The sequence below is a fragment of the Pseudomonas mandelii genome (assembly GCF_006438925.1).
GTDB classification, from domain to species: domain Bacteria; phylum Pseudomonadota; class Gammaproteobacteria; order Pseudomonadales; family Pseudomonadaceae; genus Aquipseudomonas; species Aquipseudomonas mandelii_C.
The window spans coordinates 373,275-396,249 of sequence record NZ_RCZA01000003.1; the positions used below are offsets into that span (position 1 = coordinate 373,275).

Annotated in this window: 21 protein-coding genes; 6 read left to right on the top strand and 15 right to left on the bottom strand. The window is 59.9% G+C overall.

Annotated features, from left to right (window positions below; translation table 11 throughout):
- Positions 1 to 196: 196 nt before the first annotated feature.
- The 3 genes from EAH74_RS08820 to EAH74_RS08830 all read left to right on the top strand — a co-directional run bounded on the left by EAH74_RS08820 (position 197) and on the right by EAH74_RS08830 (position 2,068).
- Positions 197 to 541 carry a hypothetical protein gene (locus EAH74_RS08820; RefSeq protein ID WP_046048158.1) on the top strand — a complete coding sequence of 115 codons (345 nt, stop codon included), beginning with the start codon at positions 197 to 199 and terminating at the stop codon, positions 539 to 541.
- A gap of 275 nt (positions 542 to 816) precedes the next feature.
- Complete coding sequence (locus EAH74_RS08825; protein ID WP_140677693.1) at positions 817 to 1,230, top strand: DUF4398 domain-containing protein; 414 nt, start codon at positions 817 to 819, stop codon at positions 1,228 to 1,230.
- Positions 1,231 to 1,279: 49 nt separating this feature from the next.
- Complete coding sequence (locus EAH74_RS08830; RefSeq protein WP_140677694.1) at positions 1,280 to 2,068, top strand: OmpA family protein; 789 nt, start codon at positions 1,280 to 1,282, stop codon at positions 2,066 to 2,068.
- A gap of 166 nt (positions 2,069 to 2,234) precedes the next feature.
- Here EAH74_RS08830 and EAH74_RS08835 read toward each other — a convergent pair whose 3' ends face one another.
- The 15 genes from EAH74_RS08835 to EAH74_RS08910 all read right to left on the bottom strand — a co-directional run bounded on the left by EAH74_RS08835 (position 2,235) and on the right by EAH74_RS08910 (position 18,908).
- A complete protein-coding gene (locus tag EAH74_RS08835; RefSeq protein ID WP_033056344.1) occupies positions 2,235 to 2,564 on the bottom strand; it encodes a hypothetical protein in 330 nt (109 codons plus the stop codon).
- Complete coding sequence (locus EAH74_RS08840; RefSeq protein WP_140677696.1) at positions 2,561 to 3,475, bottom strand: alpha/beta hydrolase; 915 nt, start codon at positions 3,473 to 3,475, stop codon at positions 2,561 to 2,563. The genes EAH74_RS08835 and EAH74_RS08840 overlap by 4 nt, the downstream gene beginning before the upstream one ends.
- 148 nt (positions 3,476 to 3,623) lie before the next feature.
- Positions 3,624 to 4,901, bottom strand: a complete 1,278-nt coding sequence (locus tag EAH74_RS08850; protein WP_140677698.1) for a flavohemoglobin expression-modulating QEGLA motif protein — start codon at positions 4,899 to 4,901, stop codon at positions 3,624 to 3,626.
- 37 nt (positions 4,902 to 4,938) lie between these two features.
- A complete protein-coding gene (locus tag EAH74_RS08855; RefSeq protein WP_140677700.1) occupies positions 4,939 to 5,493 on the bottom strand; it encodes a hypothetical protein in 555 nt (184 codons plus the stop codon).
- A 129-nt stretch (positions 5,494 to 5,622) separates the two neighbouring features.
- On the bottom strand, positions 5,623 to 6,339 hold the full coding sequence (locus EAH74_RS08860; RefSeq protein WP_123365774.1) for a TetR/AcrR family transcriptional regulator: 717 nt from the start codon (positions 6,337 to 6,339) through the stop codon (positions 5,623 to 5,625).
- Between the two features lie 102 nt (positions 6,340 to 6,441).
- Positions 6,442 to 7,944, bottom strand: coding sequence for a lysine--tRNA ligase (gene lysS / locus EAH74_RS08865; protein ID WP_140677702.1), 1,503 nt, complete (start codon positions 7,942 to 7,944; stop codon positions 6,442 to 6,444).
- Between the two features lie 71 nt (positions 7,945 to 8,015).
- Positions 8,016 to 9,111, bottom strand: a protein-coding gene (gene prfB / locus EAH74_RS08870) for a peptide chain release factor 2 (RefSeq protein WP_140677704.1) whose coding sequence is annotated in 2 segments (ribosomal slippage) — positions 8,016 to 9,038 and positions 9,040 to 9,111 — 1,095 coding nt in all. Because the reading frame shifts where the segments join, the coding sequence is not laid out codon by codon here.
- 315 nt (positions 9,112 to 9,426) lie between these two features.
- Complete coding sequence (locus tag EAH74_RS08875) at positions 9,427 to 10,428, bottom strand: response regulator (RefSeq protein ID WP_140677705.1); 1,002 nt, start codon at positions 10,426 to 10,428, stop codon at positions 9,427 to 9,429.
- A gap of 48 nt (positions 10,429 to 10,476) precedes the next feature.
- Positions 10,477 to 11,487 carry a chemotaxis response regulator protein-glutamate methylesterase gene (locus EAH74_RS08880; protein ID WP_140677706.1) on the bottom strand — a complete coding sequence of 337 codons (1,011 nt, stop codon included), beginning with the start codon at positions 11,485 to 11,487 and terminating at the stop codon, positions 10,477 to 10,479.
- Positions 11,484 to 13,772, bottom strand: coding sequence for a hybrid sensor histidine kinase/response regulator (locus EAH74_RS08885; protein WP_140677708.1), 2,289 nt, complete (start codon positions 13,770 to 13,772; stop codon positions 11,484 to 11,486). Before EAH74_RS08885 ends, EAH74_RS08880 begins: the two co-directional genes overlap by 4 nt.
- A complete protein-coding gene (locus EAH74_RS08890; protein ID WP_140677710.1) occupies positions 13,769 to 14,452 on the bottom strand; it encodes a chemotaxis protein CheW in 684 nt (227 codons plus the stop codon). Before EAH74_RS08890 ends, EAH74_RS08885 begins: the two co-directional genes overlap by 4 nt.
- Entirely contained in the window at positions 14,449 to 15,720 is a 1,272-nt protein-coding gene (locus tag EAH74_RS08895; RefSeq protein WP_140677712.1) for a CheR family methyltransferase, read from the bottom strand. The genes EAH74_RS08890 and EAH74_RS08895 overlap by 4 nt, the downstream gene beginning before the upstream one ends.
- The gene (locus EAH74_RS08900) at positions 15,717 to 16,253 is read right to left on the bottom strand and encodes a chemotaxis protein CheW (protein WP_140677714.1); all 537 of its coding nucleotides are present in this window, start codon (positions 16,251 to 16,253) and stop codon (positions 15,717 to 15,719) included. The genes EAH74_RS08895 and EAH74_RS08900 overlap by 4 nt, the downstream gene beginning before the upstream one ends.
- Positions 16,253 to 17,875: a methyl-accepting chemotaxis protein gene (locus EAH74_RS08905; protein WP_140677716.1), complete on the bottom strand. Its 1,623-nt coding sequence runs from the start codon at positions 17,873 to 17,875 to the stop codon at positions 16,253 to 16,255. The genes EAH74_RS08900 and EAH74_RS08905 overlap by 1 nt, the downstream gene beginning before the upstream one ends.
- Before the next feature lie 310 nt (positions 17,876 to 18,185).
- Positions 18,186 to 18,908: a tellurite resistance TerB family protein gene (locus EAH74_RS08910; protein WP_140677717.1), complete on the bottom strand. Its 723-nt coding sequence runs from the start codon at positions 18,906 to 18,908 to the stop codon at positions 18,186 to 18,188.
- 187 nt (positions 18,909 to 19,095) lie between these two features.
- On the opposite strand from EAH74_RS08910, the gene EAH74_RS08915 reads away from it, so the two are divergent.
- The 3 genes from EAH74_RS08915 (at position 19,096) to ydcS (ending at position 22,832) form a co-directional block, all read left to right on the top strand.
- Positions 19,096 to 20,010, top strand: coding sequence for a LysR family transcriptional regulator (locus EAH74_RS08915; protein WP_008072897.1), 915 nt, complete (start codon positions 19,096 to 19,098; stop codon positions 20,008 to 20,010).
- Between the two features lie 100 nt (positions 20,011 to 20,110).
- Positions 20,111 to 21,598, top strand: coding sequence for a gamma-aminobutyraldehyde dehydrogenase (locus tag EAH74_RS08920; protein ID WP_140677719.1), 1,488 nt, complete (start codon positions 20,111 to 20,113; stop codon positions 21,596 to 21,598).
- Positions 21,599 to 21,680: 82 nt separating this feature from the next.
- Entirely contained in the window at positions 21,681 to 22,832 is a 1,152-nt protein-coding gene (ydcS, locus tag EAH74_RS08925; RefSeq protein WP_123365764.1) for a putative ABC transporter substrate-binding protein YdcS, read from the top strand.
- Positions 22,833 to 22,975: the final 143 nt, after the last annotated feature.

Below are 22,975 nucleotides of genomic sequence, written 5' to 3' on the forward strand. Positions count from 1 at the left end.
GATATACACCCAATCCGCCGCCACAAATGAGCGTGAACGCCTGAAGCACCAAGGCAACGTTCACCATAAGACGACGAAGGGACTTTAAACCTTGGGCGTTAAAGCTAGTCTGAAGAGTAAGCCGTACAACGGCTGCAGCCGGCGATTGCCGGACACTGACACTGCCTGCCACGAGCAGGTGCGCATTGAGGTCACTATGAAAATCCGCGAGCTTGCCCATCACTGGGAAGAAAACGCCAAGGGTCGCCTGACCGACACCGGATACTCGATTCATCTGGATGTGGAGGCCGCCGCACGGCTGGCGGCCATTATCGAGATGTACCCCAAACGGCAGCCCGAAGAACTGCTCGGAGAGCTGATCGGCGCCGCCCTGGAAGAGCTCGAAAAGAGCTTTCCGTATGTGAAGGGCTCGACCGTCGTGGCCACCGACGAAGAAGGTGATCCGCTGTACGAAGACGTCGGTCCGACTCCGCGTTTTCTCGCATTGTCCCGTCGTCATTTGCACGATTTGTCGGCCGTCGACGACAAACAGAAACACTGATTACCGCACTTCTTTCCCCCTCCCAAAATGCGTATTCCTGACCCCTTACAGGGCCGGGAATACTGCAGCTTGCGGTAAGAATTCCCGGTTTAGAGCCTTGTCCTCCCGGTCAAAGTTTTTTCGGGCAATAGGCCATATTCTCTGAACTTTCGAAAAACGCCTCGGGTCACACCCATTAACCACGCCTGGGACGGCCGATTTAAAACACCCCCGGAAATTGAAGGTTGCGGCTCCTTGCCCAGGATGGATTTTTAAGTTTTTCAGGAGTTTTTCCAATGGAGTTGAAAACCATGAAGACCCGAACTTCCCAATCCTCGTTCAACCACCTGCGCGGCCTGAAACTGGCAGCACTGGCCATCGGCGGCAGCTTCATTCTGGCCGGTTGTGCCGGCAACCCGCCAAGCGAGCAATTCGCCGTGACGGAATCGGCGGTCAACAGCGCCGTCAGTGCCGGCGGTACCGAATTCGCGGCAGTGGAAATGAAGTCCGCGCAGGACAAGCTCAAACAAGCCGAAATCGCCATGCACGACAAAAAGTATGACGAAGCCAAAGTCCTGGCCGAACAGGCCGAGTGGGACGCTCGCGTGGCTGAGCGCAAAGCTCAGGCTATCAAAGCTGAACAAGCTGTGAAGGACTCTCAGAAAGGTGTTCAAGAATTGCGTCAGGAAAGCCAGCGCACCGTGCAGTAAGCGGCGCGGCACGACGTATTTCTTACTCGACTAAAAGGACGAAACCACCATGCGTAAACAATTGATGATCCCTGCCCTGCTGGCCGCAAGCGTTGCACTGGCTGCCTGCTCCACGCCGCCGAACGCGAACCTGGAACAGGCCCGCACCAACTACACCGGCCTGCAAACCAACCCGCAAGCCAGCAAAGTCGCGGCGCTGGAAACCAAAGAAGCCAGCGATTACCTGGACAAGGCCGACAAGGCTTACCAGGACAAAGAAAACCAGGCCACGGTCGACCAACTGGCTTACCTGACCAATCAACGTGTTGAAGTGGCGAAGCAGACCATCGCCCTGCGCAACGCCGAAGCCAATCTGAAAAATGCTTCCGCGCAGCGTGCCCAGGCTCGTCTGGATGCCCGCGACGCGCAGATCAAGCAATTGCAGGACAGCCTGAACGCCAAGCAGACCGATCGCGGCACCTTGGTGACGTTCGGTGATGTGTTGTTTGCCACTGACAGGGCTGATCTGAAGTCCAGCGGTCTGGTGAATATCAACAAACTGGCGCAGTTCCTCTCGGAAAACCCTGATCGCAAAGTGATCGTCGAGGGCTACACCGACAGTACGGGCACTTCGAACCACAACCTGTCGCTGTCCGAGCGTCGTGCCGGTTCCGTGCGCATGGCGCTGGTGAAAATGGGCGTTGATCCAGCGCGCATCGTGGCGCAGGGTTACGGCAAGGAATACCCGGTGGCCGAGAACAGCAGCGTCTCGGGCCGTGCGATGAACCGTCGGGTGGAAGTGACCATTTCCAACGACAACCAGCCGGTGATCCCGCGTTCGGCGGTTAGCTCGAACTGAGTTGAACCTGCTTTAACGCAAAAGCCCCGCCTGAGTCGATCAGGCGGGGCTTTTGTTTTTAAGATCAAAAGATCGCAGCCTCGTTTCACTCGACAGCTCCTACAGAAGCACACGGTCTAATGTAGGAGCTGTCGAGTGAAACGAGGCTGCGATCTTTTCGGGAGCGTTACGGTTGCAGCTTCTGCGGGGTTTCCTCACCCATGCAGCGCACGGCTTTTTTCTTGTTGTTGACCAACACGCCGCTCAGGCCTTTCTGTTCGGTGTCGAACATCACCAGCACGCCATCGATGCACTGCGCGACTTGCGGGGCCGGTTCCAGGGAGACTTTGTAGTCTTCGCCCGGCACAGTCTTGAGCATGGTGAAGTCACTGAGCAGCAGCGCATCTTCGGGTTTGGCGAAGTGCAGGTAGCCGTAGAACCACAGGGCTCCGACAGTACCGAGGATGCTGCAGATACCGGTGATGATCAGCGGGATGGCGTTACGTTCTTCACTCATTGCGGACTCTCTGGTGGTTCATCTTCAGAATTTTTCGGCGCCGGGTAATTCGGGACTTCGCCCAGGCGGCGCAGACCGTTGAAATGCTGCGGGTCGTCGAGAAAACGCAGCATGACTTTGCGCCAGACCGGGTCGGCGAATGTCTGCACATGACCGCCACGGGTCAGTTGCAGCACACGCGGCGGCGGCGCAGCTTGATACAGACGGATGCCGTTGGAAAGGGGCACGATCGGATCGTCAATGCTGTGGTAGATCAGTTTCGGTACGCCATTGAGCTGCGCCATGGAGTTGATCGCGCTGTCTCCATCCGGCACCAGCCACGATAGCGGGACCTGAAACGTCCAGAACACCCAAGAGTTGCTCAACGCATAGCGACCGACACTGCGGTAACTGGCGGGCACGCCATCGAGGACGAAGGCCTTGAGTTGTTTCTGGCGCTCGGGGTGCTGAACCAGGTAATGCACGGCCATCGAACCGCCGAGGCTTTGCCCCAAGAGGATCAGCGGCTTGCCCTTGACCTCCGGCGCCTGATCGAGCCATTTGAACGCGGCGTCGATGTCCTGGTAGATCGCCGGCAGCGTCGGTTCACCCTCGGACAGACCGTAACCGCGATAGTCCAGCAGCAACACTTGATACCCTTCTTTCGGCAACCACCAACTCCCCCCAAGGTGCATGGGCAGATTGCCGCCGTTACCGTGCAAGTGCAGCACCGTGCCTTTGACCTCGACACCTTGTTTGGCCGGCAACCACCAGCCGTGCAGCTTGAGGCCGTCGGCGGTGGTCAGGGTGACGTCGCGGTATTCGAGTTTTGCTTTTTCCGGGGTAAACAGCTGGCCAGGCTCGGGGTAGAACAGCAGCGAGCTGCAGCCGCCGAGGGTCAGCAGCAGGCAGAAAATACCGAGGATTCTCATCCTATGAAACCTCGCGAAGTGTGGTTGGAATACGGACCACATGTGGGAGCGGGCTTGCTCGCGAATGCGGTTTAACATTCAACATTTCTGTTGTCTGACACACTGCTTTCGCGAGCAAGCCCGCTCCCACATTTGGACGGCGTACACGTTAGAGAATGTTGGAATAATCCGCTTCGATCCGGTCCAGGCTCAAGTGATTGAGGAAGTTGGAGAAGCACATCCACGCCGACAGCGCGTTCAGGTCACGGAACTGATCCGGCAAATACTTCGGTGGCACCACCAGCCCTTCATCCACCAACTGGCGCAAGGTCCGCATGTCTTCCAGTGTGGTCTTGCCGCAAAACAGCAGCGGTATCTGCTCAAGCTTGCCTTTACGCACGGCCAACTGAATGTAGTTGTAAACCATGATAAAGCCCTTGAGGTAGGACAAGTCTTTGGTAAATGGCAGACCTGTCGGCACCGAGCCACGGAAAACCCGACTGGCGTTGCCGTAGCTTTCTGCCATTTCAAAACCTTGCTCACGGAAGAACTCGAAGATCTGCAGGAAGTCCGCGCCCTCCTCCACCATGTGAATGGCGCGGGTGCGGTTGGTCAGTTTGCGCAGGCGACTCGGGTACGAGGCGAAGGTGATGATTTCCATCAGGATCGCCAGGCCTTCCTGAGTCACCGTCGACGACGGCGGACCTTTGGAGAGGAAGGTGCAGATCGGCTGGTTCAGACCATTGAGCGTGGTGCCCACATGCACCAGCCCTTCGTGGACTTCCAGGGCGCGCACGTCACGCTCGTTGAACATCGCATCGGCACGGATCTTGATGTAGTCGGCGCCAGCCGCGGCATCGGCGACGATCCCGTCGGACTCGAATACCCGAATGGTTTCCTCGGCCTCGCCAAATACCTTGTTCAAGCGGGTTTGCAGCTGGTGGACGGCTTCCTTGGCGGTGAGGATTTTCGGTTCATCCTTCAGGTCGCCACGGCCATCGATATTGTTCAGGTAATCCGAGAGCATCAGGCCCAGGTCGGAAAGGGTCGGATCGCCGGCGTGGAACGCGTCGGAAGCGGCACCGTAAAGCTCCTGTGAAATCAGCCCGAAATCCTCGGTGCCGCGCGCTTCGAGCATGCGCACCACCATCCGGTATTCCTTGCACATGCGGCGCATGATCTGGCCAACCGGGTTGAACTGTCCGAGCTGACGGGTGATGTCGCGTTCGATGTTCTGGAATTCCAGCTTCACCTTGCTGGAGTCGAACGCCAGCGGCCGGTTCAGGTAGTAATCGCGGTCCACCGCCGGCATTTCCTTGCCCTTGGCCTTGAGGAAACCCTTGCGGATGCTGTCGTCCCACTTGACTGCATCGAGGACGCGAATCGGCGTCTGCGCCAGCACAATGCGATCGGACAAAATGCGTATCGACTGCTGGTAATCGTCCACCCGAAACTCCTGTAGAAAAACCGTTTACGTGCTGGGTTTATTTGGCTTTGGCCAGGCGCTGATAGCGCACAGCCTCGACGAACACATCGGAATTGGCCGGGTCGTCGAGGTAGGCGAAGACCTGGTCCAGATTGTTGTTGATCAACACGCCGTCGCCGTCGTCGGTCTGGAAGCCTTCGCCGCTGAGGACTTTTTGCCTCAGGGCCTGGTTGATCTGCTCGAGGTCGAGGTTATAGACCACCAGTTCATGCTTGTCGGTGAGTTCAAAACCCAAGAGCGTGAAATGCCCACCGAATTGCGTCGGCACCTTGGCCGACAGGTACCAGCGACTGCCATGGCGGGTCACCGTGAAGGGATAGGCTTCGCGCTCCTTGGGTTTAGCCTTGAAGTAGCTGACGGCCTGATAGTGATTGTCGCCCAGGCGTGTCAGTTCCAGATTCAGCGGTTCGCCCCAGGCATTGGTGCTGGTCCATTTGCCGAGCAACCCTTTAGGCACGGGCTCGCTCGAGGGCAGCGGCTCCTTGAAGGTCACCAGACAGCCGCTGAGCAGCAGGAACGACAAGGCGATCACAACGACACGCCAGGCTTTCATTCAACACTCCCTTTGAACACACACGGACCGGTAGGAGCTGCCGAAGGCTGCGATCTTTTGATCTTGCTTCGCTGCGGCATCAAGAAGATCAAGATCAAAAGATCGCAGCCTTCGGCAGCTCCTACAGGGTTACACCGACGCCAATACCAGGTGCATATACCGCGTGAGGATGCCGAGCATTTCGGCTTCGGCGACAGGCTCGGCATCGTTGAGCAGGCCCTGATATTCCATCCGTCCGATAATCGCCGTCAACACTTTGGCATCCTGTTGTGGCTCGCGGGAACCCAATACCTCGAAAAAATGGCAGGTGCCTTGCAGAAGAATTTGCTGATGCGAGCGCACCAACTCCGCCAGGCGCGGGTTCAACAGGGCCTCCTGACGGAACGCCTGCTCGGCCATCAAGTGCTCGCGACGGTTGAGCAATTGGCGCTGCACATAATCGGCGGTCAGACGTGCAATATCGTCGGCCAGCTGTGAACGGGACTCGGGGCTGCCATCGCCATAAGCCACCATCTCGCGCAACAGGCCTTCGTTGTTGGCCCACAGCTTGGCCATGAACGCCGCGCTGCGTTCCACGTATTGGGCAAAGGTATCGGTGAGCAGGTCATCGATATCCTTGAAATAGTAAGTGGTGGCCGACAGCGGCACACCGGCCTCGGCGGCCACCGCACGGTGACGCACGGCCCGCACGCCATCGCGCACGACAATGCGCATCGCCGCATCGAGAATGTCCTGTCGACGCTGCTCACTGCCCTGTCGGCTAGCCTTGCGACCCTGGTACTGAACACTTTCAGCGACCGCAGTGGCGACGTCCGCTGCACCCTCTTGAGCAATTGCACGGTTCACGACAGGTATTCCTCTCTTACTTCAAAAGTAACCAATTGATACGTTTGTACCAGACAGGCAATAAAAAGCCGCCTGTTTTAGGCGGCTTTTTTATTGAAACACTTACGCTTGTGGCCGCATGTGCGGGAACAGGATCACGTCGCGGATCGACGGGGAGTTGGTCAACAGCATCACCAGACGGTCGATGCCGATACCTTCACCGGCGGTTGGCGGCATGCCGTACTCCAGCGCGCGAACGAAGTCGGCGTCGTAATGCATGGCCTCGTCGTCGCCGGCGTCCTTGTCAGCCACCTGAGCCATGAAGCGCTCGGCCTGGTCTTCCGCATCGTTCAACTCGGAGTAGGCGTTGGCGATTTCGCGGCCACCGATGAACAGTTCGAAACGGTCGGTGACGTTCGGGTTGTCGTCGTTACGACGGGCCAGCGGCGACACTTCGAACGGGTATTGAGTGATGAAGTGCGGCTGCTCCAGCTTATGCTCTACCAGCTCTTCGAAAATCATCACCTGCAATTTGCCCAGACCTTCGAAGCCCAGCACCTTGGCGCCGGCCTTCTTGGCGATGGCGCGGGCCTTTTCGATGTCAGTCAGGTCGTCAGCGGTCAGCTCAGGGTTGTACTTGAGGATCGAGTCGAACACCGACAGACGCACGAACGGTTCGCCGAAGTGGAACACTTTGTCGCCGTAAGGCACGTCGGTGCTGCCCAGAACCAGCTGCGCCAGCTCGCGGAACAGCTCTTCGGTCAGGTCCATGTTGTCTTCGTAGTCGGCGTAAGCCTGGTAGAACTCCAACATGGTGAATTCAGGGTTGTGACGAGTCGAAACGCCTTCGTTACGGAAGTTGCGGTTGATTTCGAAGACTTTCTCGAAGCCGCCAACAACAAGGCGCTTGAGGTACAGCTCAGGCGCGATACGCAGGAACATTTCCATGTCCAGCGCATTGTGGTGAGTCTCGAACGGCTTGGCCGCCGCGCCACCCGGAATGGTTTGCAGCATCGGCGTTTCCACTTCCAGGAAGTCACGTTGCATCAGGAAGCTGCGAATGTGCGCAATCACTTGCGACCGTACGCGGAAGGTCTGGCGCACGTCTTCGTTGACGATCAGGTCAACGTAGCGCTGACGATAGCGCTGTTCAGTGTCGGTCAGACCGTGGTGTTTGTCCGGCAGCGGACGCAGGGACTTGGTCAGCAGGCGCACTTCAGTCATTTCAACGTACAGGTCACCCTTGCCGGAACGGGCCAGGGTGCCAACGGCTGCAATGATGTCGCCCATGTCCCAGGTTTTCACCGAGGCCAGGGTTTCTTCGGACAGGGTTTTACGGTTGACGTAAACCTGGATGCGACCGGTCATGTCCTGGATCACCATGAACGAGCCACGGTTGAGCATGATGCGACCGGCAACCTTGACCGGGATTGCAGCCTCTGCCAGCTCTTCCTTGGTCTTGTCCGCGTACTGTTTCTGCAAGTCTTCGCAGTAGTTGTCGCGGCGGAAGTCGTTCGGGAAGGCATTGCCCTTGGCGCGCTCGGCAGCCAGCTTTTCCTTGCGCAGGGCGATCAGGGAGTTTTCTTCCTGTTGCAGGGCTTGCGGGTCGAGTTCTAGGTCGCTCATGTCTTTAAAGATTCCATCACAGGTTCGTTGCCCCCGCGGGTAGCAGGGGACTTAAGGTCTTGACTGGCGGTTTACAGGCCTTGCTTCAGGCTGGCCACCAGGTATTCGTCGATGTCGCCGTCGAGCACCTTGTCGCAGTCACTGCGTTCGACGTTAGTACGCAAATCCTTGATTCGCGACTGATCGAGCACGTAAGAGCGAATCTGGTGACCCCAGCCGATGTCCGACTTGGTGTCTTCCAGGGCCTGGGAGGCGGCGTTGCGTTTCTGCACTTCCTGCTCGTACAAGCGCGCCCGCAACATTTTCATCGCGGTGTCTTTGTTCGCGTGCTGGGAGCGTTCGTTCTGGCAACTGACCACGGTGTTGGTCGGTACGTGCGTAATACGGACGGCCGAGTCGGTGGTGTTTACGTGCTGACCACCGGCACCGGAGGAGCGGTAGGTATCAATGCGCAGGTCCGACGGGTTGATGTCGATTTCGATGTTGTCATCGATTTCCGGCGACACGAACACGGCCGAGAACGAGGTGTGGCGACGGTTACCGGAGTCGTACGGGCTCTTGCGCACCAGACGGTGCACGCCAATTTCGGTACGCAACCAGCCAAAGGCGTATTCGCCCTTGATATGGATCGTGGCGCCTTTGATACCGGCGACTTCACCGGCCGACAGTTCCATGATGGTCGCGTCGAAACCGCGTTTGTCGGCCCAGCGCAGGTACATGCGCAGCAGGATGTTGGCCCAGTCCTGAGCCTCGGTGCCGCCAGAGCCGGCCTGGATGTCCAGGTAGGCGTTGTTGGCGTCCATCTCACCGCTGAACATGCGACGGAATTCGAGTTTTTCCAGGGACTCGCGCAGACGCTCGACTTCAGCAGCGACGTCATCGACGGCGGCCTGGTCTTCTTCTTCGGCGGACATCAGCAGCAGGTCTTTGGCGTCGGCCAGGCCTGTGTGCATTTCGTCGAGGGTTTCGACGATCTGAGCCAGCAGGGACCGCTCGCGGCCCAGCTCCTGAGCGTACGTCGGGTTGTTCCAGACATTCGGATCTTCAAGCTCGCGATTGACTTCAGTCAGACGCTCATGCTTTTGATCGTAGTCAAAGATACCCCCGAATAGTTTCGGAGCGCTCGGACAGGTCCTTGATACTGTTAAGGATCGGGTTGATTTCCATGGCGGGCAGCACTCGTTGGCGAACTTTTGAAAGCCGGCGAGTATAACGTAATCAGGCTGTCACGGCAGCCCGCCTGGCGGCTTTAGGGGCGAATGGATTGAGGTTATTTGCCTGGCTTGAGATCGCTCCCCTCACCCTAACCCTCTCCCCAGAGGGTAGAGGGGACTGACCGAGGCGTTCTTCGAGCTACATCGACCTGAATTACCGAGCTGAACTCAGGACCTCGAAAACCATGGAGATCGGCTCCCTTTCCCCCTCTCCCCCGAGGGGAGAGGGATGGGCGGGCGGCGATCCGATGAGGGGTCGATTTAAATTTCACTCAATCCCCACCTGATTACGCCCATTGTTCTTCGCCAGATACAGCCCCTTATCCGCCGCCGAGATCAATTGACGGCAATCGCCGCCCGGTTGCGGGGTCATGGTCGACAGGCCGATGCTGATGGTCAGGCTCGAACCTTCGACCGGGAAAACATGCGGAATCTTTAGCGAAGCTACGGTCTGGCGCAGTTTTTCCGCCACCAGCCGGGCACCGCCCAGCGACGTATTGGGTAGCACCAGAACGAACTCTTCGCCGCCGTAACGGGCCGGCAGGTCCGAAGGTCGCGCACTGGCATCACGAATCGCCGTAGCCACTTTGCGCAAGGCTTCATCGCCTTCAAGGTGGCCGAAGCTGTCGTTGTAAGACTTGAAGTAATCCACATCGATCATCAGCAACGACAATTGACTCTGGTCACGCAGCGAACGGCGCCACTCCAGCTCCAGGTATTCGTCGAAATGCCGGCGGTTCGACAGCCCGGTCAGGCCGTCTGAGTTCATCAAGCGTTGCAGCACCAGGTTGGTGTCGAGCAACTGCTGCTGGCTGACCCGCAACGCGCGATACGCTGCGTCACGCTGCAGCAACGTCATGTAGGAGCGCGAGTGATAGCGAATGCGCGCCACCAGTTCGATGTTGTCCGGCAACTTGACCAGGTAATCATTGGCCCCGGCTGCAAACGCCGCGCTTTTGATCAGCGGGTCTTCCTTGGTCGACAGGACAATGATCGGGATGTCCTTGGTCGCCGGATGATTGCGGTACTCGCGCACCAGGCTCAAGCCGTCAAGACCGGGCATCACCAGATCCTGGAGGATCACCGTCGGCTTGATGCGGATCGCCTGGGCGATGGCCTGGTGCGGGTCGGAGCAGAAGTGGAAGTCGATGTTATCTTCGTTCGACAACCCGCGGCGCACCGCCTCGCCGATCATTGCCTGATCGTCCACCAACAACACCATGGCGGCGTTTTCGTCGGTTTTGAAGTCGTCGAGCTGTAATTCATTCATGAGCAGTCACCTGAGTACTACTTGGTCCAGGATTGCTGTGAAAATTCTTCATTTGGGGAATATCTCCAGCAATCGTGGCGCTATCTTGTCCAGTGGGCGGATTTCCATCGCCGCATCGATGGCCGCTGCCGCCTTCGGCATTCCATACACTGCACTGCTGTGCTGATCCTGAGCGATGGTCAGGTAGCCCTGTTGGCGCATGAGTTTAAGCCCCTGTGCGCCATCGCGTCCCATGCCGGTGAGCAAAACACCCACGGCATCGCCATTCCAGTAATTGGCCACGCTCTCGAAGAACACATCGATCGAGGGCCGGTAGATCTCGTTGACCGGTTCGGCGGTGTAGGCCAGCGTGCCGTTTTTCAACAAGCGAATATGGTGGTTGGTGCCCGCCAGCAGCACCGCGCCGGCCTGCGGAGGCTCGCCCTCCTGGGCCAGGCGCACATTCAGTCCGCTGGCGCTGCTGAGCCATTCGGCCATACCGGCAGCGAACACCTGGTCAACATGCTGCACCAGCACGATGGCGGCCGAAAAATCTCGCGGCAACCCCTTGAGCAATACTTCCAGCGCGGCCGGCCCACCTGCCGATGAGCCAATGGCGATCAGGTGCTGGCGCGAAGCCGAACTGCGCAGCGGGCTCGGGGCGGCTCGCTCCCGATTGCCCCGGTCACCGATCAGCCAACCGATGTTTATGATCTTGCGCAGTAACGGGGCCGCTGCCTCTTGAGCATTGCCGGCACCGATGGCCGGCGTATCGACCACATCCAGTGCGCCGTGGCCCATGGCCTCAAACACCCGATGCACGTTCTGCTCGCGGTCGACCGTAACGATGACAATTGCGCACGGAGTATCCGCCATGATCCGCCGGGTCGCCTCCACGCCATCCATCACGGGCATGATCAGGTCCATCAGAATCAGATCCGGCGTATTTTCAGCGCAACGCTGCACCGCCTCGGCCCCATTACTGGCAACCCAGACCACCTCGTGCGCCGGGTCGAATGCCAAGGCGCGGCGCAAGGCCTCCACCGCCATGGGCATGTCGTTGACGATCGCTATTTTCATGCTCGCGCTCCTCCAATGAGCTCAACCACCGCGTCAAGCAGGGCGTCGTCATGAAAACTGGCTTTGGCTAGATAATAGTCGGCTCCAGCGTCCAGTCCACGGCGACGGTCCTCTTCACGATCCTTGTAAGACACCACCATAACCGGAAGGGATTGCAGGCGATTGTCCCGACGCAATAAAGTCACCAGTTCGATGCCATCCATGCGTGGCATATCGATGTCGGTGATCAGCAGATCGAAATCCTCCGATCGCAAGGCGTTCCAGCCATCCATTCCGTCCACCGCCACCGCCACGTCGTAGCCTCGATTGAGTAGCAACTTACGTTGCAGCTCACGCACGGTCAGCGAATCGTCGACCACCAGAATCCGTTTTCGAGCCGCTTCAACCGCCTGGCTGCCTTGACGGGCAATGCGCTCAAGACGCCCGGTATTGAGCAGTTTGTCCACCGAACGCAGCATGTCTTCGACGTCGACGATCAGCACCACCGAACCGTCGTCGAGCAAGGCCCCGGCGGAAATGTCCTGCACCTTGCCCAGACGCTCGTCCAGAGGCAAAACGACCAACGTCCGCTCGCCGATAAAACGCTCCACCGCCACGCCGTAAATCGCCTCGCGCTCGCGAATCACCACCACTTTGAGGGTTTGCTGACTGTTCTGGCTCGCCGGACGCTGCAACAGCTGACTGGCCGCGACCAGCCCGACATGCCGACCTTCGTGCCAGAAATGCTGACGGCCTTCGACCTGGACAATGTCCGCCGGCTCCAGATCGCACATTCGTTCGATGTGGGCCAGCGGGAAGGCATACGCCTCGTCACCCACTTCCACCACCAGACTGCGCACCACCGACAGGGTCAGCGGCACTTCGAGATGGAAGCGACTGCCCTCGCCCGCCGTCTGCTCCAGCACGACAGCGCCGCGCACCTGGCGGACCATGTGCTGGACCGCATCCAGTCCGACGCCGCGCCCGGAGACTTCGGTGACCGTGTCGCGCAGGCTGAAACCCGGTAGAAACAGGAAGGTCAGCAGCTCTTCTTCGCTCAACTGCGCGGCGGTTTCGGCCGGGGACAATTGGCGTTCGATGATGCTACGGCGGACCTTTTCCAGATCGACGCCATTGCCGTCATCGCTCAGTTCCAGCACCAACAGACCGGCCTGATGGGAAGCGCGCAAACGGATCAGGCCTTCCGCGGGTTTACCCGCTAATAGCCGTTGCTCCGGGGATTCGATGCCGTGATCCACGGCATTGCGCAGCAGGTGAGTCAGCGGTGCTTCAAGTTTCTCCAACACGTCGCGGTCGACCTGGGTTTTTTCGCCCTCGATCTCCAGTCGCACCTGCTTGCCGAGGCTGCGACCGAGGTCGCGGACCATGCGCTCTTGCCCGGCCAACACATCGGCAAACGGCCGCATGCGGCAGGCCAGCGCGGTGTCGTACAACACTTGCGCCCGTTGACTGGCCTGCCAGGCGAACTCATCCAGTTCGGCGTTCTTTTCCACCAGCAATTGCTGAGACTCAGCCAGTAGCCGACGCGCGTCATCGAGGGCTTCTTGTGCTTCCAGACTCAAGGCATGTTCCTTGAGGTGGACGTTGAGGTTTTCCAGGGCCCGCAGGCCTTTGTTCTGCATACGCTTGAGGCGTTGCATGGTGGCCAGGTGCGGTTTTAGCCGCAGGGTTTCCACCAGGGATTTGCTCGACAGGTCAAGCAGGCTGTTCAGGCGTTCGGCCGTGACTCGCAGTACCCGCTCGCCGTTTTCGGTGGTGCGTTTAGCCTTGCGCGGCGGCTCTGCGGGTTGCAGTTCGGCGACCGGGATTAGCACCTCGACCTTGGGCGTCGGTGGTTCGAGCTGAAGTTCCGCCATCACTGAGGCGACAGGCGCAGTGACCGGCGCGGGCGCCGCCATCGGATCAAGCAACCGCGCCATCAACACCCCATAGGCCTCGATTTCCACCCGTTCAGGGTTGTTGTCCGGTGTCGCAATGCGCATCAGCAAATCGGTGCCTTGCAACAAGGCATCGATGTGCTCGGGCCGCAGGTACAGGCGCCCTTCCTGGGCACTGACCAGGCAATCTTCCATCACATGCGCGACGCTGACCCCGGCATCGACGCCGACAATCCGCGCCGCGCCCTTGAGCGAGTGCGCCGCGCGCATGCACGATTCGAGGTGATCGGCCTGGGTCGGGTCGCGCTCCAGCGCCAAAAGACCTGCGCTCAGCACCAGCGTCTGGGCCTCGGCTTCCAGACTGAACAGTTCCAGCAAAGAGGCGTCACGCATTTGCTCGGGGGTCATGTAAGGCTCCGGGTCACGGCGGACAACAGCTGTTCTTCATCCAGCCACCGCAGGCTGCGACCTTTGAATTGCAACACGCCACGGGTGTATTTGGCGCTGGCCTGGGTGCCGGAGCGGGACGCCGCCTCGAGGATGCTTTCGTCGATGGCGTGAATCCCGTCCACTTCATCCACCGGTACCACCACCGGTCCGCCGTGAGCGGCAATGATCAGCATTCGCGGCATGACCCGCGCGCCGGACGCCACGCGGCTGGCGCCGTCGAGCCCGAGCAATTCCACCAGCGACAGGCACGCCACCAACGCGCCGCGCACATTCGCCACACCGAGCAAGGCCCGGGAGCGTTGGTGCGGCAGGGAATGAATCGCTTGCAGCGGCGCCACCTCCACCAGACTGCGAGTGGCCAGGGCCAGCCATTCTTCGCCCAGGCGGAACATCAGCAGCGAACGGGTCTTCACCTCGCTCTCGACCGTCCTGGAGACTTGCCCTCGGTCTTCCTGCTGTAACGCGTAGCGGTCGAGCAAGCGCGTAGCCGCCGCCGAATACACCGCGCAATTGCGGCAGTGAATGTGATCGCTCAGTAGCGGGCAGGACTTGTCGCCGTGGATACCGATGCGGTTCCAGCAGTCGTCGATGGCCTGGGCATCTTCATGGGTGAGGCTAAAGGTGTCGGCGGCGTTCATCGGTTACGCTCACTGTCAGCGGCGCGCTCGCTGCGGGCGGCGCGGTCCTGCAATCGTCTGGCTCCCGCCGTGTCGCCCAAGGATTGCAGCAACGCCGCCAGGTGCATCAACGCGTCGGGATGTTGCGGGTCGAGGTACAACGCCTTGCGATAAAAACCCTGAGCCTCAAGGACTCTGCCGGCGACATCGCTGAGCAAGCCCAGCCAGTAGAAGACTTGGGCCACGGGTTCATGACTGCGCAAATAGCTCTCGCACGCGGCGCGGGCCTCGGCACTTTTGCCTTCGTTGGCCAGCGCGGCGATGTTCGCCAGCAGCGCGGCGGTGTCCGGGTTGGCGACTTTCGTCACGACAGGTAGCGGCGCTACCGTTGCGAAGGGCCGACTGAGAACGGGCGGCGGCGCCACGCTGCGCACCGGTTGGCGCACGGGCAGAAGCGTCGGCACGAACGTCGCAATGGGCGCAGGCTCTGGTGCGCTCTGACGACTGAACGCAAAGGACTGCGGGATGCCGATCGAACGCATGCCAAAACGGCCGAGCAAACTGCCCTCGGCCGGGCCGATAAACAGCACGCCATCCACATGGGTCAAACGCTTGAGCACTTCGAACACTTGCTGCTGGGTCGGCTGATCGAAATAGATCAGCAGATTGCGGCAAAACACAAAGTCATACGGCGGCTCGCTGGCCAGCAACGTCGGATCCAGCAGATTGCCGACCTGCAAACGCACTTGTTCAAGCACTCGCCCGCTGAGGCGATAGCCCTCACCTTCAGCGCTGAAATGCCGGTCGCGAAAGGCGATGTCCTGACCCCGGAACGAATTCTTGCCGTACAGCGCGCGCCGGGCTTTTTCCACCGACAACGGGCTGACGTCCATGCCTTCGACCTTGAACTGGTGCGGCTGTAACCCGGCATCGAGCAACGCCATGGCGATGGAATACGGCTCTTCACCAGTGGAACACGGCAGGCTGAGAATCCGCAGCGCGCGCATGTTGTTGATGTCGCTCAGGCGTTTGGTGGCCAGTTTCGCCAACGTGGCGAAGGATTCCGGGTAACGGAAAAACCAGGTCTCGGGAACAATCACTGCTTCGATCAGCGCCTGCTGCTCGTCCTGCGAACCCTGCAAGGTGTGCCAGTACTCATCGGCCGTCAGCGCCTTGGACGCCGTGCTGCGCTGGCGCACCGCACGCTCGATGATCGCAGGCCCCACCGAGGTCACGTCGAGACCGATGCGCTCTTTGAGGAAATCGAAAAACCGTTGATCACTGCTCATGGCCGCTCCTCAAGCAGCGCCAGGTTCAGAGGCTGCGACGGAAACAGCAGCGCGCGAACCTGATCGTCGAGTAAGTCGGCGACCCGCACCCATTGCAGCAAACCCTGGGCATCTTCACGCACCGGCCCGAGGTATGGCGCCTGACGATTGTCGAGGCCATAGGGCTGAAAATCCGCCGGGTTGCAGCGCAAGGTATCGGTGGCCTGCTCCAGAATCAGCCCGAGCAATTGCGCTTCAACGGTTTCATCCGGACGGTAATGGACCAGCACCAAGCGGGTGCTGGTGCGGGCCTGGGCCGGTTGGCCGAACGTCAGCGCACTGAGGTCGATCACCGGCACCACCGCGCCGCGGTAGGCGAACACCCCGGCCACCCAGTCCGGCGCGCGAGGAATCGGTTTCAACGGCAGACGCGGCAGCACTTCCGCCACCTCAATGGCCTGCAGGGCATAGCGCTCATTGCCGATGCGGAACACCAGAAACAATGATTGCAGCGCCGGCTTCACGGCGATGCGTTTGGCCGTGGGTTCGCTCATCAGACTTTGAATCGCGAAACGCCGCTGCGCAGCCCTACGGCCACCTGGCTCAGTTCGTCGATGGCGAAACTGGCCTGGCGCAGGGACTCGACGGTCTGGCTGCTGGCATCGCCCAACTGCACCAGCGCGTGGTTGATCTGCTCCGCGCCCGTGGCCTGGGCCTGCATGCCTTCGTTGACCATCAACACCCGCGGCGCCAATGCCTGAACCTGATGGATGATCTGCGACAACTGCTCGCCGACTTGCTGCACCTCGGACATGCCGCGGCGCACTTCTTCGGAGAACTTGTCCATGCCCATGACCCCGGCCGACACCGCCGACTGGATCTCGCGCACCATCTGCTCGATGTCGTACGTGGCGACGGCGGTCTGGTCCGCCAGACGCCGCACTTCGGTGGCGACCACGGCAAAACCGCGGCCGTACTCACCGGCCTTTTCGGCCTCAATCGCCGCGTTGAGCGACAGCAGATTGGTCTGGTCGGCGACCTTGACGATGGTCACCACCACCTGATTGATGTTGCCGGCCTTCTCATTGAGGATCGCCAGTTTGGCGTTGACCAGATCAGCCGCGCCCATCACTGAGTGCATGGTCTCTTCCATCCGCGCCAGGCCTTGCTGCCCGGAACCGGCGAGCACCGAGGCCTGATCGGCGGCGGTGGAGACTTCGGTCATCGTGCGCACCAGATCCCGCGAAGTGGCCGCAATCTCACGGGACGTTGCGCCGATTTCGGTGGTGGTGGCGGCGGTTTCGGTGGCGGTCGCTTGCTGTTGCTTGGAGGTGGCAGCGATCTCGGTCACCGAGGTGGTGACCTGCACCGAGGAACGCTGGGCCTGGGACACCAGGGACGTCAGCTCGGTCATCATGTCGTTGAAGCCGGTTTCGACGGCGCCAAATTCGTCCTTGCGTTCCAGGTTCAGGCGGTTGCTGAGATCACCGGCGCGCATGACTTCGAGAATTTCGACGATCCGGTTCATCGGCGCCATGATTGCGCGCATCAACAGCAGACCGCAGAGGCCGGCGGCCAGCACCGCGATCAGCAGGGAGATGCCCATGATGACTTTCGCGGTGTCCACGGCGTCATCGATGTTCGCGATTTCCTGGTCGGCCAGCGTTTTATTTTCGCGGATGATGTCATTGAGCTTCATTCGACCGGCGGTCCAGGCCGGGGTCAGTTGCTCGTTGAACATCTTGATGGCTTCGGCTTCCTGATTGCGTTTATGCAAATCGAGCACGGCAGCCAGGGCCTTGTTGTAATTGTCATAGCGCTTTTCAAAGTCGGCGTACTCGACCTTGTCTTCATCCGTGGTGATGGTGCCGCGATAGTTATTCATCTGCTCGTGCAGATGCACCTCAAAGGATTTGAAGTCTGCGGCATCTTCAGTGCTGATGCCCTGCCCTTCCCTAAAACCAAGCATTTCCTGGGTCAGGATGAAACTGTCGACCCAGGCACCACGAATCATGGCGCTGTAATACACCCCAGGCAGCGCGTCTTCACGAACGCTGGCTTCGCTGGTTTCAATCTTCAACAGCCGGGAATACGAGACGACGACCATCAGCAGCATGATGGCGATAATCACCGCAAAGCTCGCCAAGATGCGTTGGCGCAACGTCCAGTTCTTCACAGTCAGTCCTCGGGTGCGGTTCAAATGCTGCGGAGTATAGCCGAGGGCTGTGTTTCATCTATAAGACTGTTGCCAGGGGTAAATCGGAAGAAACGGGTCGTGGAATGACAATAAAATCTGTGGTGCTGCTGAAAATGCCATCGCGAGCAGGCTCGCTCCCACACTCGACCGAGTTATCCAAACGGACACGATCTATGTGGGAGCGAGCCTGCTCGCGAAGAACGATGACGCGGATTAACTGACTGCACACCGACTCCAGTGGATCGAGGTTACCCAGAGCCCTCTCGGAACGCGCTTTTTTAAACAACGCTTAGATAGAAGCCTGGCGAACTTGCTTCTCCAACTCAGCCTTCAACCCCGGCTCAAGCTTCAACTGACGCGCCAGTTCATCCAGGTAGGACTTCTCCATGAAGCTCTCCTCATCCACCAGCATCACGCTGGCGATGTACATCTCGGCAGCCATTTCCGGCGTGCTGGCAGCGCGGGCGACTTCTGTCGGGTCGAGCGGCTTGCTGAGTTCGGCATGCAGCCACTGTTGCAATTCCTGATCGTTGTCGAGTTTGGTGAATTCGCCTTCTATCAATGCACGCTCGCGTTCATCAACGTGGCCATCGGCTTTGGCCGCCGCAACCAGCGCCTTGAGTATTGCCTGGCTATGTAATTCGACTTGCGCTGGAGGCAGACGGTCGAGTGTTTGCGGCTCAGTCTTCGGCGCAGTGCCCTGCTGGGCCTGCCAATTACCGTAGGCCTTGTAGGCAATGACGCCGAGCGCCGCGAGGCCGCCGTAGATGGCGACTTTGCCGCCGACGTTGCGCGCCTTTTTGCTGCCGAGCAACAGGCCCATGGCACCTGCCGCCAACGCACCGCCGCCTGCGCCCGAAAGCAGGCTGCCGAGGCCGCCCGAACCGCCGCTGCCGCCGAGCAATCCGCCTAAACCACCGCCGGAGGTCTTGTTTTGTGAGCCGCCGGCCTTGTTCTGCAACATGTCCTGACCGGACTTGAGTAGCTGATCGAGCAATCCACGCGTGTTCATTTTCCGCCTCCAAAAAAGGGGTTAACCGGATCAATAAGGCCACCAGCCTAGATCGAAAGTGCCCGGCATTCGGGGGCGAGAGTGCTTCGAGATGTTGCGCAGCACCGTTCATCTGACCACGACCCTTCAGAAAAATAGATATACACTCAAGCAAATCTATAAAAACCGCCCACCGGGTACTTTCTCCATGATGACCTTGCGTCAGATCCGTCACTTCATCGCCGTGGCCGAGACCGGCTCAATCTCCGCCGCCGCGCAAACCGCGTTCATTTCTCAGTCCACCTTGACCCTGGCCATCCAGCAACTGGAGCAGGAAATCGGCGTCGGCCTGTTCAACCGTCACGCCAAGGGCATGACGTTGACCCACCAGGGCCACCAATTCCTACGCCAGGCGCACCTGATTCTGGCGACGGTGGACAACGCCAAACGCAGCCTGCAACAGAGCACCGATCAGGTCGCCGGGCAGTTGATCATCGGTGTGACCAGCCTGGTGGCCGGTTATTACCTTGCGGATCTACTCACCCGTTTCCAGCGCGCCTACCCCAACGTCGAGATCCGGGTGATGGAAGATGAGCGCCCTTACATCGAGCATTTGCTGGTCAGCGGCGAGATCGATGTTGGCGTGCTGATCCTCTCCAACCTCGAAGACCGCCACGCCTTGCAGACCGAAGTGCTGACCCACTCGCCGCATCGGTTATGGCTGCCAGCCCAGCATCCGCTGCTGGAACACGACAGCATCAACCTCGCCGACGTGGCCCGCGAACCGTTGATTCAACTGAACGTCGATGAAATGGATCGCAATGCGCAACGCATGTGGTCGGCGGCCTCGCTGCAGCCGCGCATCACCTTGAGAACGGCGTCGACGGAAGCGGTGCGAAGCCTGGTGGCAGCGGGATTGGGCGTGTCGATCCAGCCCGACATGACTTATCGCCCATGGTCACTGGAGGGCGACATCATCGAAGCGCGCCCGATTGCCGACCTTAGTCAAACCCTCGATGTCGGCCTGGCCTGGCGTCGCGGCACCGCGCGCCCAGCATTGGTGGACCCGTTCCTGACCGTCGCCCGCGAGCAGCCCCACGGCGGGCGCAAGCCATCTATTTAATCGAACGCCACCTTCAGTATTTAGTATTTGTCGACCTCGGGTGCGGCGCCTAGTCTTGGTACATCTATAAGACGGCCCGGCCCCAGTCACAGGGAGCAGCATGGCCACACAAGAAAAGAGAACCCGAAAAATGGCTGGTGCACAGACCCCGTTGTTCACCGCGTTGTTGATCGATGGCGAATTGGTCGCGGGCCAGGGGTTTGTCGAACCGATCCTCAACCCGGCCACCGGGGAAGTGCTGACTCACATCGCCGAAGCCAGCACCGAACAAGTCGAAGCCGCGATCCTCGCCGCCCACCGCGCCTTTGCCGATTGGTCGCGGACCACACCGCAACAACGCTCGAACCTGTTGCTGGACATCGCCAACGCGATCGAAAAACAAGCCGACCTCCTCGCCCGTCTCGAATCGCTGAACTGCGGCAAGCCGTTGCACTTGGCGCGTCAGGATGACTTGAGTGCCACAGTCGATGTGTTCCGTTTCTTTGCTGGCGCCGTGCGCTGTCAGACGGGCCAGCTCAGCGGCGAATACCTGCCGGGCTACACCAGCATGGTTCGCCGCGATCCGATTGGCGTGGTCGCCTCGATTGCGCCGTGGAATTACCCGATCATGATGGCCGCGTGGAAAATCGCCCCGGCCCTGGCGGCCGGCAACACACTGGTGTTCAAGCCGTCCGAACACACGCCGCTGTCGATTCTGGCCCTGGCGCCCGCGCTGGCCGAGATTCTGCCGCGCGGTGTGATCAACATCATTTGCGGTGGCGGTGAAGGCGTCGGCAGTCACTTGGTCAGTCATCCCAAAGTGCGCATGGTGTCGCTGACCGGCGATATCGTCACCGGGCAAAAAATCCTGCAAGCCGCGGCGAAAACCCTGAAGCGCACTCACCTCGAACTCGGCGGCAAGGCCCCGGTGATCGTTTGCAACGATGCGGACATTCAAGCCGTGGTCGAAGGCGTGCGCACTTACGGCTATTACAACGCCGGCCAGGATTGCACCGCGGCCTGCCGAATTTATGCACAGGCCGGGATTCATGATCGCTTGGTGGCCGAACTCGGCGCAGCGGTCAGCAGCCTGCGGTTCGCCGGCAAGCGCGACGCCGACAACGAGATCGGCCCGCTGATCAGCACCCGCCAGCGTGATCGCGTGGCCAGTTTCGTCGAGCGTGCCCTCGGCCAGCCGCACATCGAACGGGTGACCGGCGCGGCGGTGCATTCCGGTGCCGGCTTCTATTACCAGCCGACGTTGCTGGCCGGTTGTAAGCAGACCGACGAGATCGTCCAGCGCGAAGTGTTCGGGCCGGTGGTCACCGTGACCCGTTTCGATCAGCTCGAACAAGCCGTGGACTGGGCCAACGACTCGGAATACGGCCTCGCCTCCTCGGTCTGGACCCAGAACCTGGACAAGGCGATGCAGGTCGCGGCGCGCTTGCAGTACGGCTGCACCTGGATCAACAGCCATTTCATGCTGGTCAGCGAAATGCCCCACGGCGGCCTGAAGCGTTCGGGCTACGGCAAAGACTTATCCAGCGATTCGCTCCAGGACTACAGCGTGGTGCGGCACATCATGGCCCGCCACGGACAGCATCTCTGACTACGCTTATAACAAGCCGCTAACGGCATGCTTCACCACGTTCAAAACTGCCCCGACCATAATTAAAGAAGAGGGAAACCCCATGTTCGTGCACAAGACCGCACTGCTCAGTGCAATCACCACGGCGCTGCTGGCCAGTGCCAGTATCCAGGCCGCCGAACCGCTGAAAGCCGTCGGTGCCGGCGAAGGTCAGCTGGATATTGTGGCCTGGCCTGGCTACATCGAACGTGGCGAAAGCGACAAGGCCTACGACTGGGTCACCGGCTTCGAAAAGGAAACCGGCTGCAAGGTCAACGTCAAGACAGCCGCCACTTCCGATGAGATGGTCAGCCTGATGTCCAAGGGTGGTTATGACCTGGTGACTGCATCCGGCGACGCCTCCCTGCGGTTGATCGCCGGCAAGCGTGTGCAGCCGATCAACACGGCGTTGATCCCGAACTGGAAGAACATTGACCCTCGCCTCAAGGACGGCCCGTGGTACGTCGTCAATAAGCAAACCTACGGCACCCCGTACCAATGGGGCCCGAACGTGTTGATGTACAACACCAATATCTTCAAAACGGCGCCGGACAGCTGGAGCGTGGTGTTCGAAGAGCAAACCCTGCCGGACGGCAAGTCCAACAAGGGTCGGGTCCAGGCCTACGACGGCCCGATCTATATCGCCGATGCGGCGCTTTATCTCAAATCGAAACAGCCGGAGCTGGGCATCAAAGACCCGTACCAGCTCAACGAAGCGCAATACAAAGCGGCGCTGGACCTGCTTCGCAAGCAACAGCCCTTGATCCACCGCTACTGGCATGACGCAACGGTCCAGATGAGTGACGTCAAAAACGAAGGCGTCGCGGCGTCCAGCACCTGGGGCTACATGGTCAACGGCCTGGTGGCGGACAAGCAGCCGGTTGCCTCGGTCATTCCAAAAGAAGGTGCAACGGGTTGGGCCGACACCACCATGCTCCACGCCGAAGCCAAGCACCCCAACTGCGCCTACAAGTGGATGGACTGGTCGCTGCAACCCAAAGTCCAGGGTGACCTGGCGGCCTGGTTCGGTTCGCTGCCGTCGGTTCCGGCCGGGTGCAAGGAGAGCGAATTGCTCGGCGCCGAGGGTTGCAAAACCAATGGTTACGACCAATTCGAGAACCTGGCCTTCTGGAAAACCCCGCAGGCTGAAGGCGGCAAATTCGTGCCGTACAGCCGCTGGACCCAGGACTACATCGCGATCATGGGCGGCCGTTAAGCCCTCAAGCACGACACGGTCAACTCCCTTCCCCCCTCTCCCCTGTGGGGCGGTCCGACGTTTCGGGAGGGCTGGGGTGAGGGGTGGTTTTTGACTCCGCCTCGACTCTTGGGAATGACCGACACCGCGGCCCTCACCCCCCG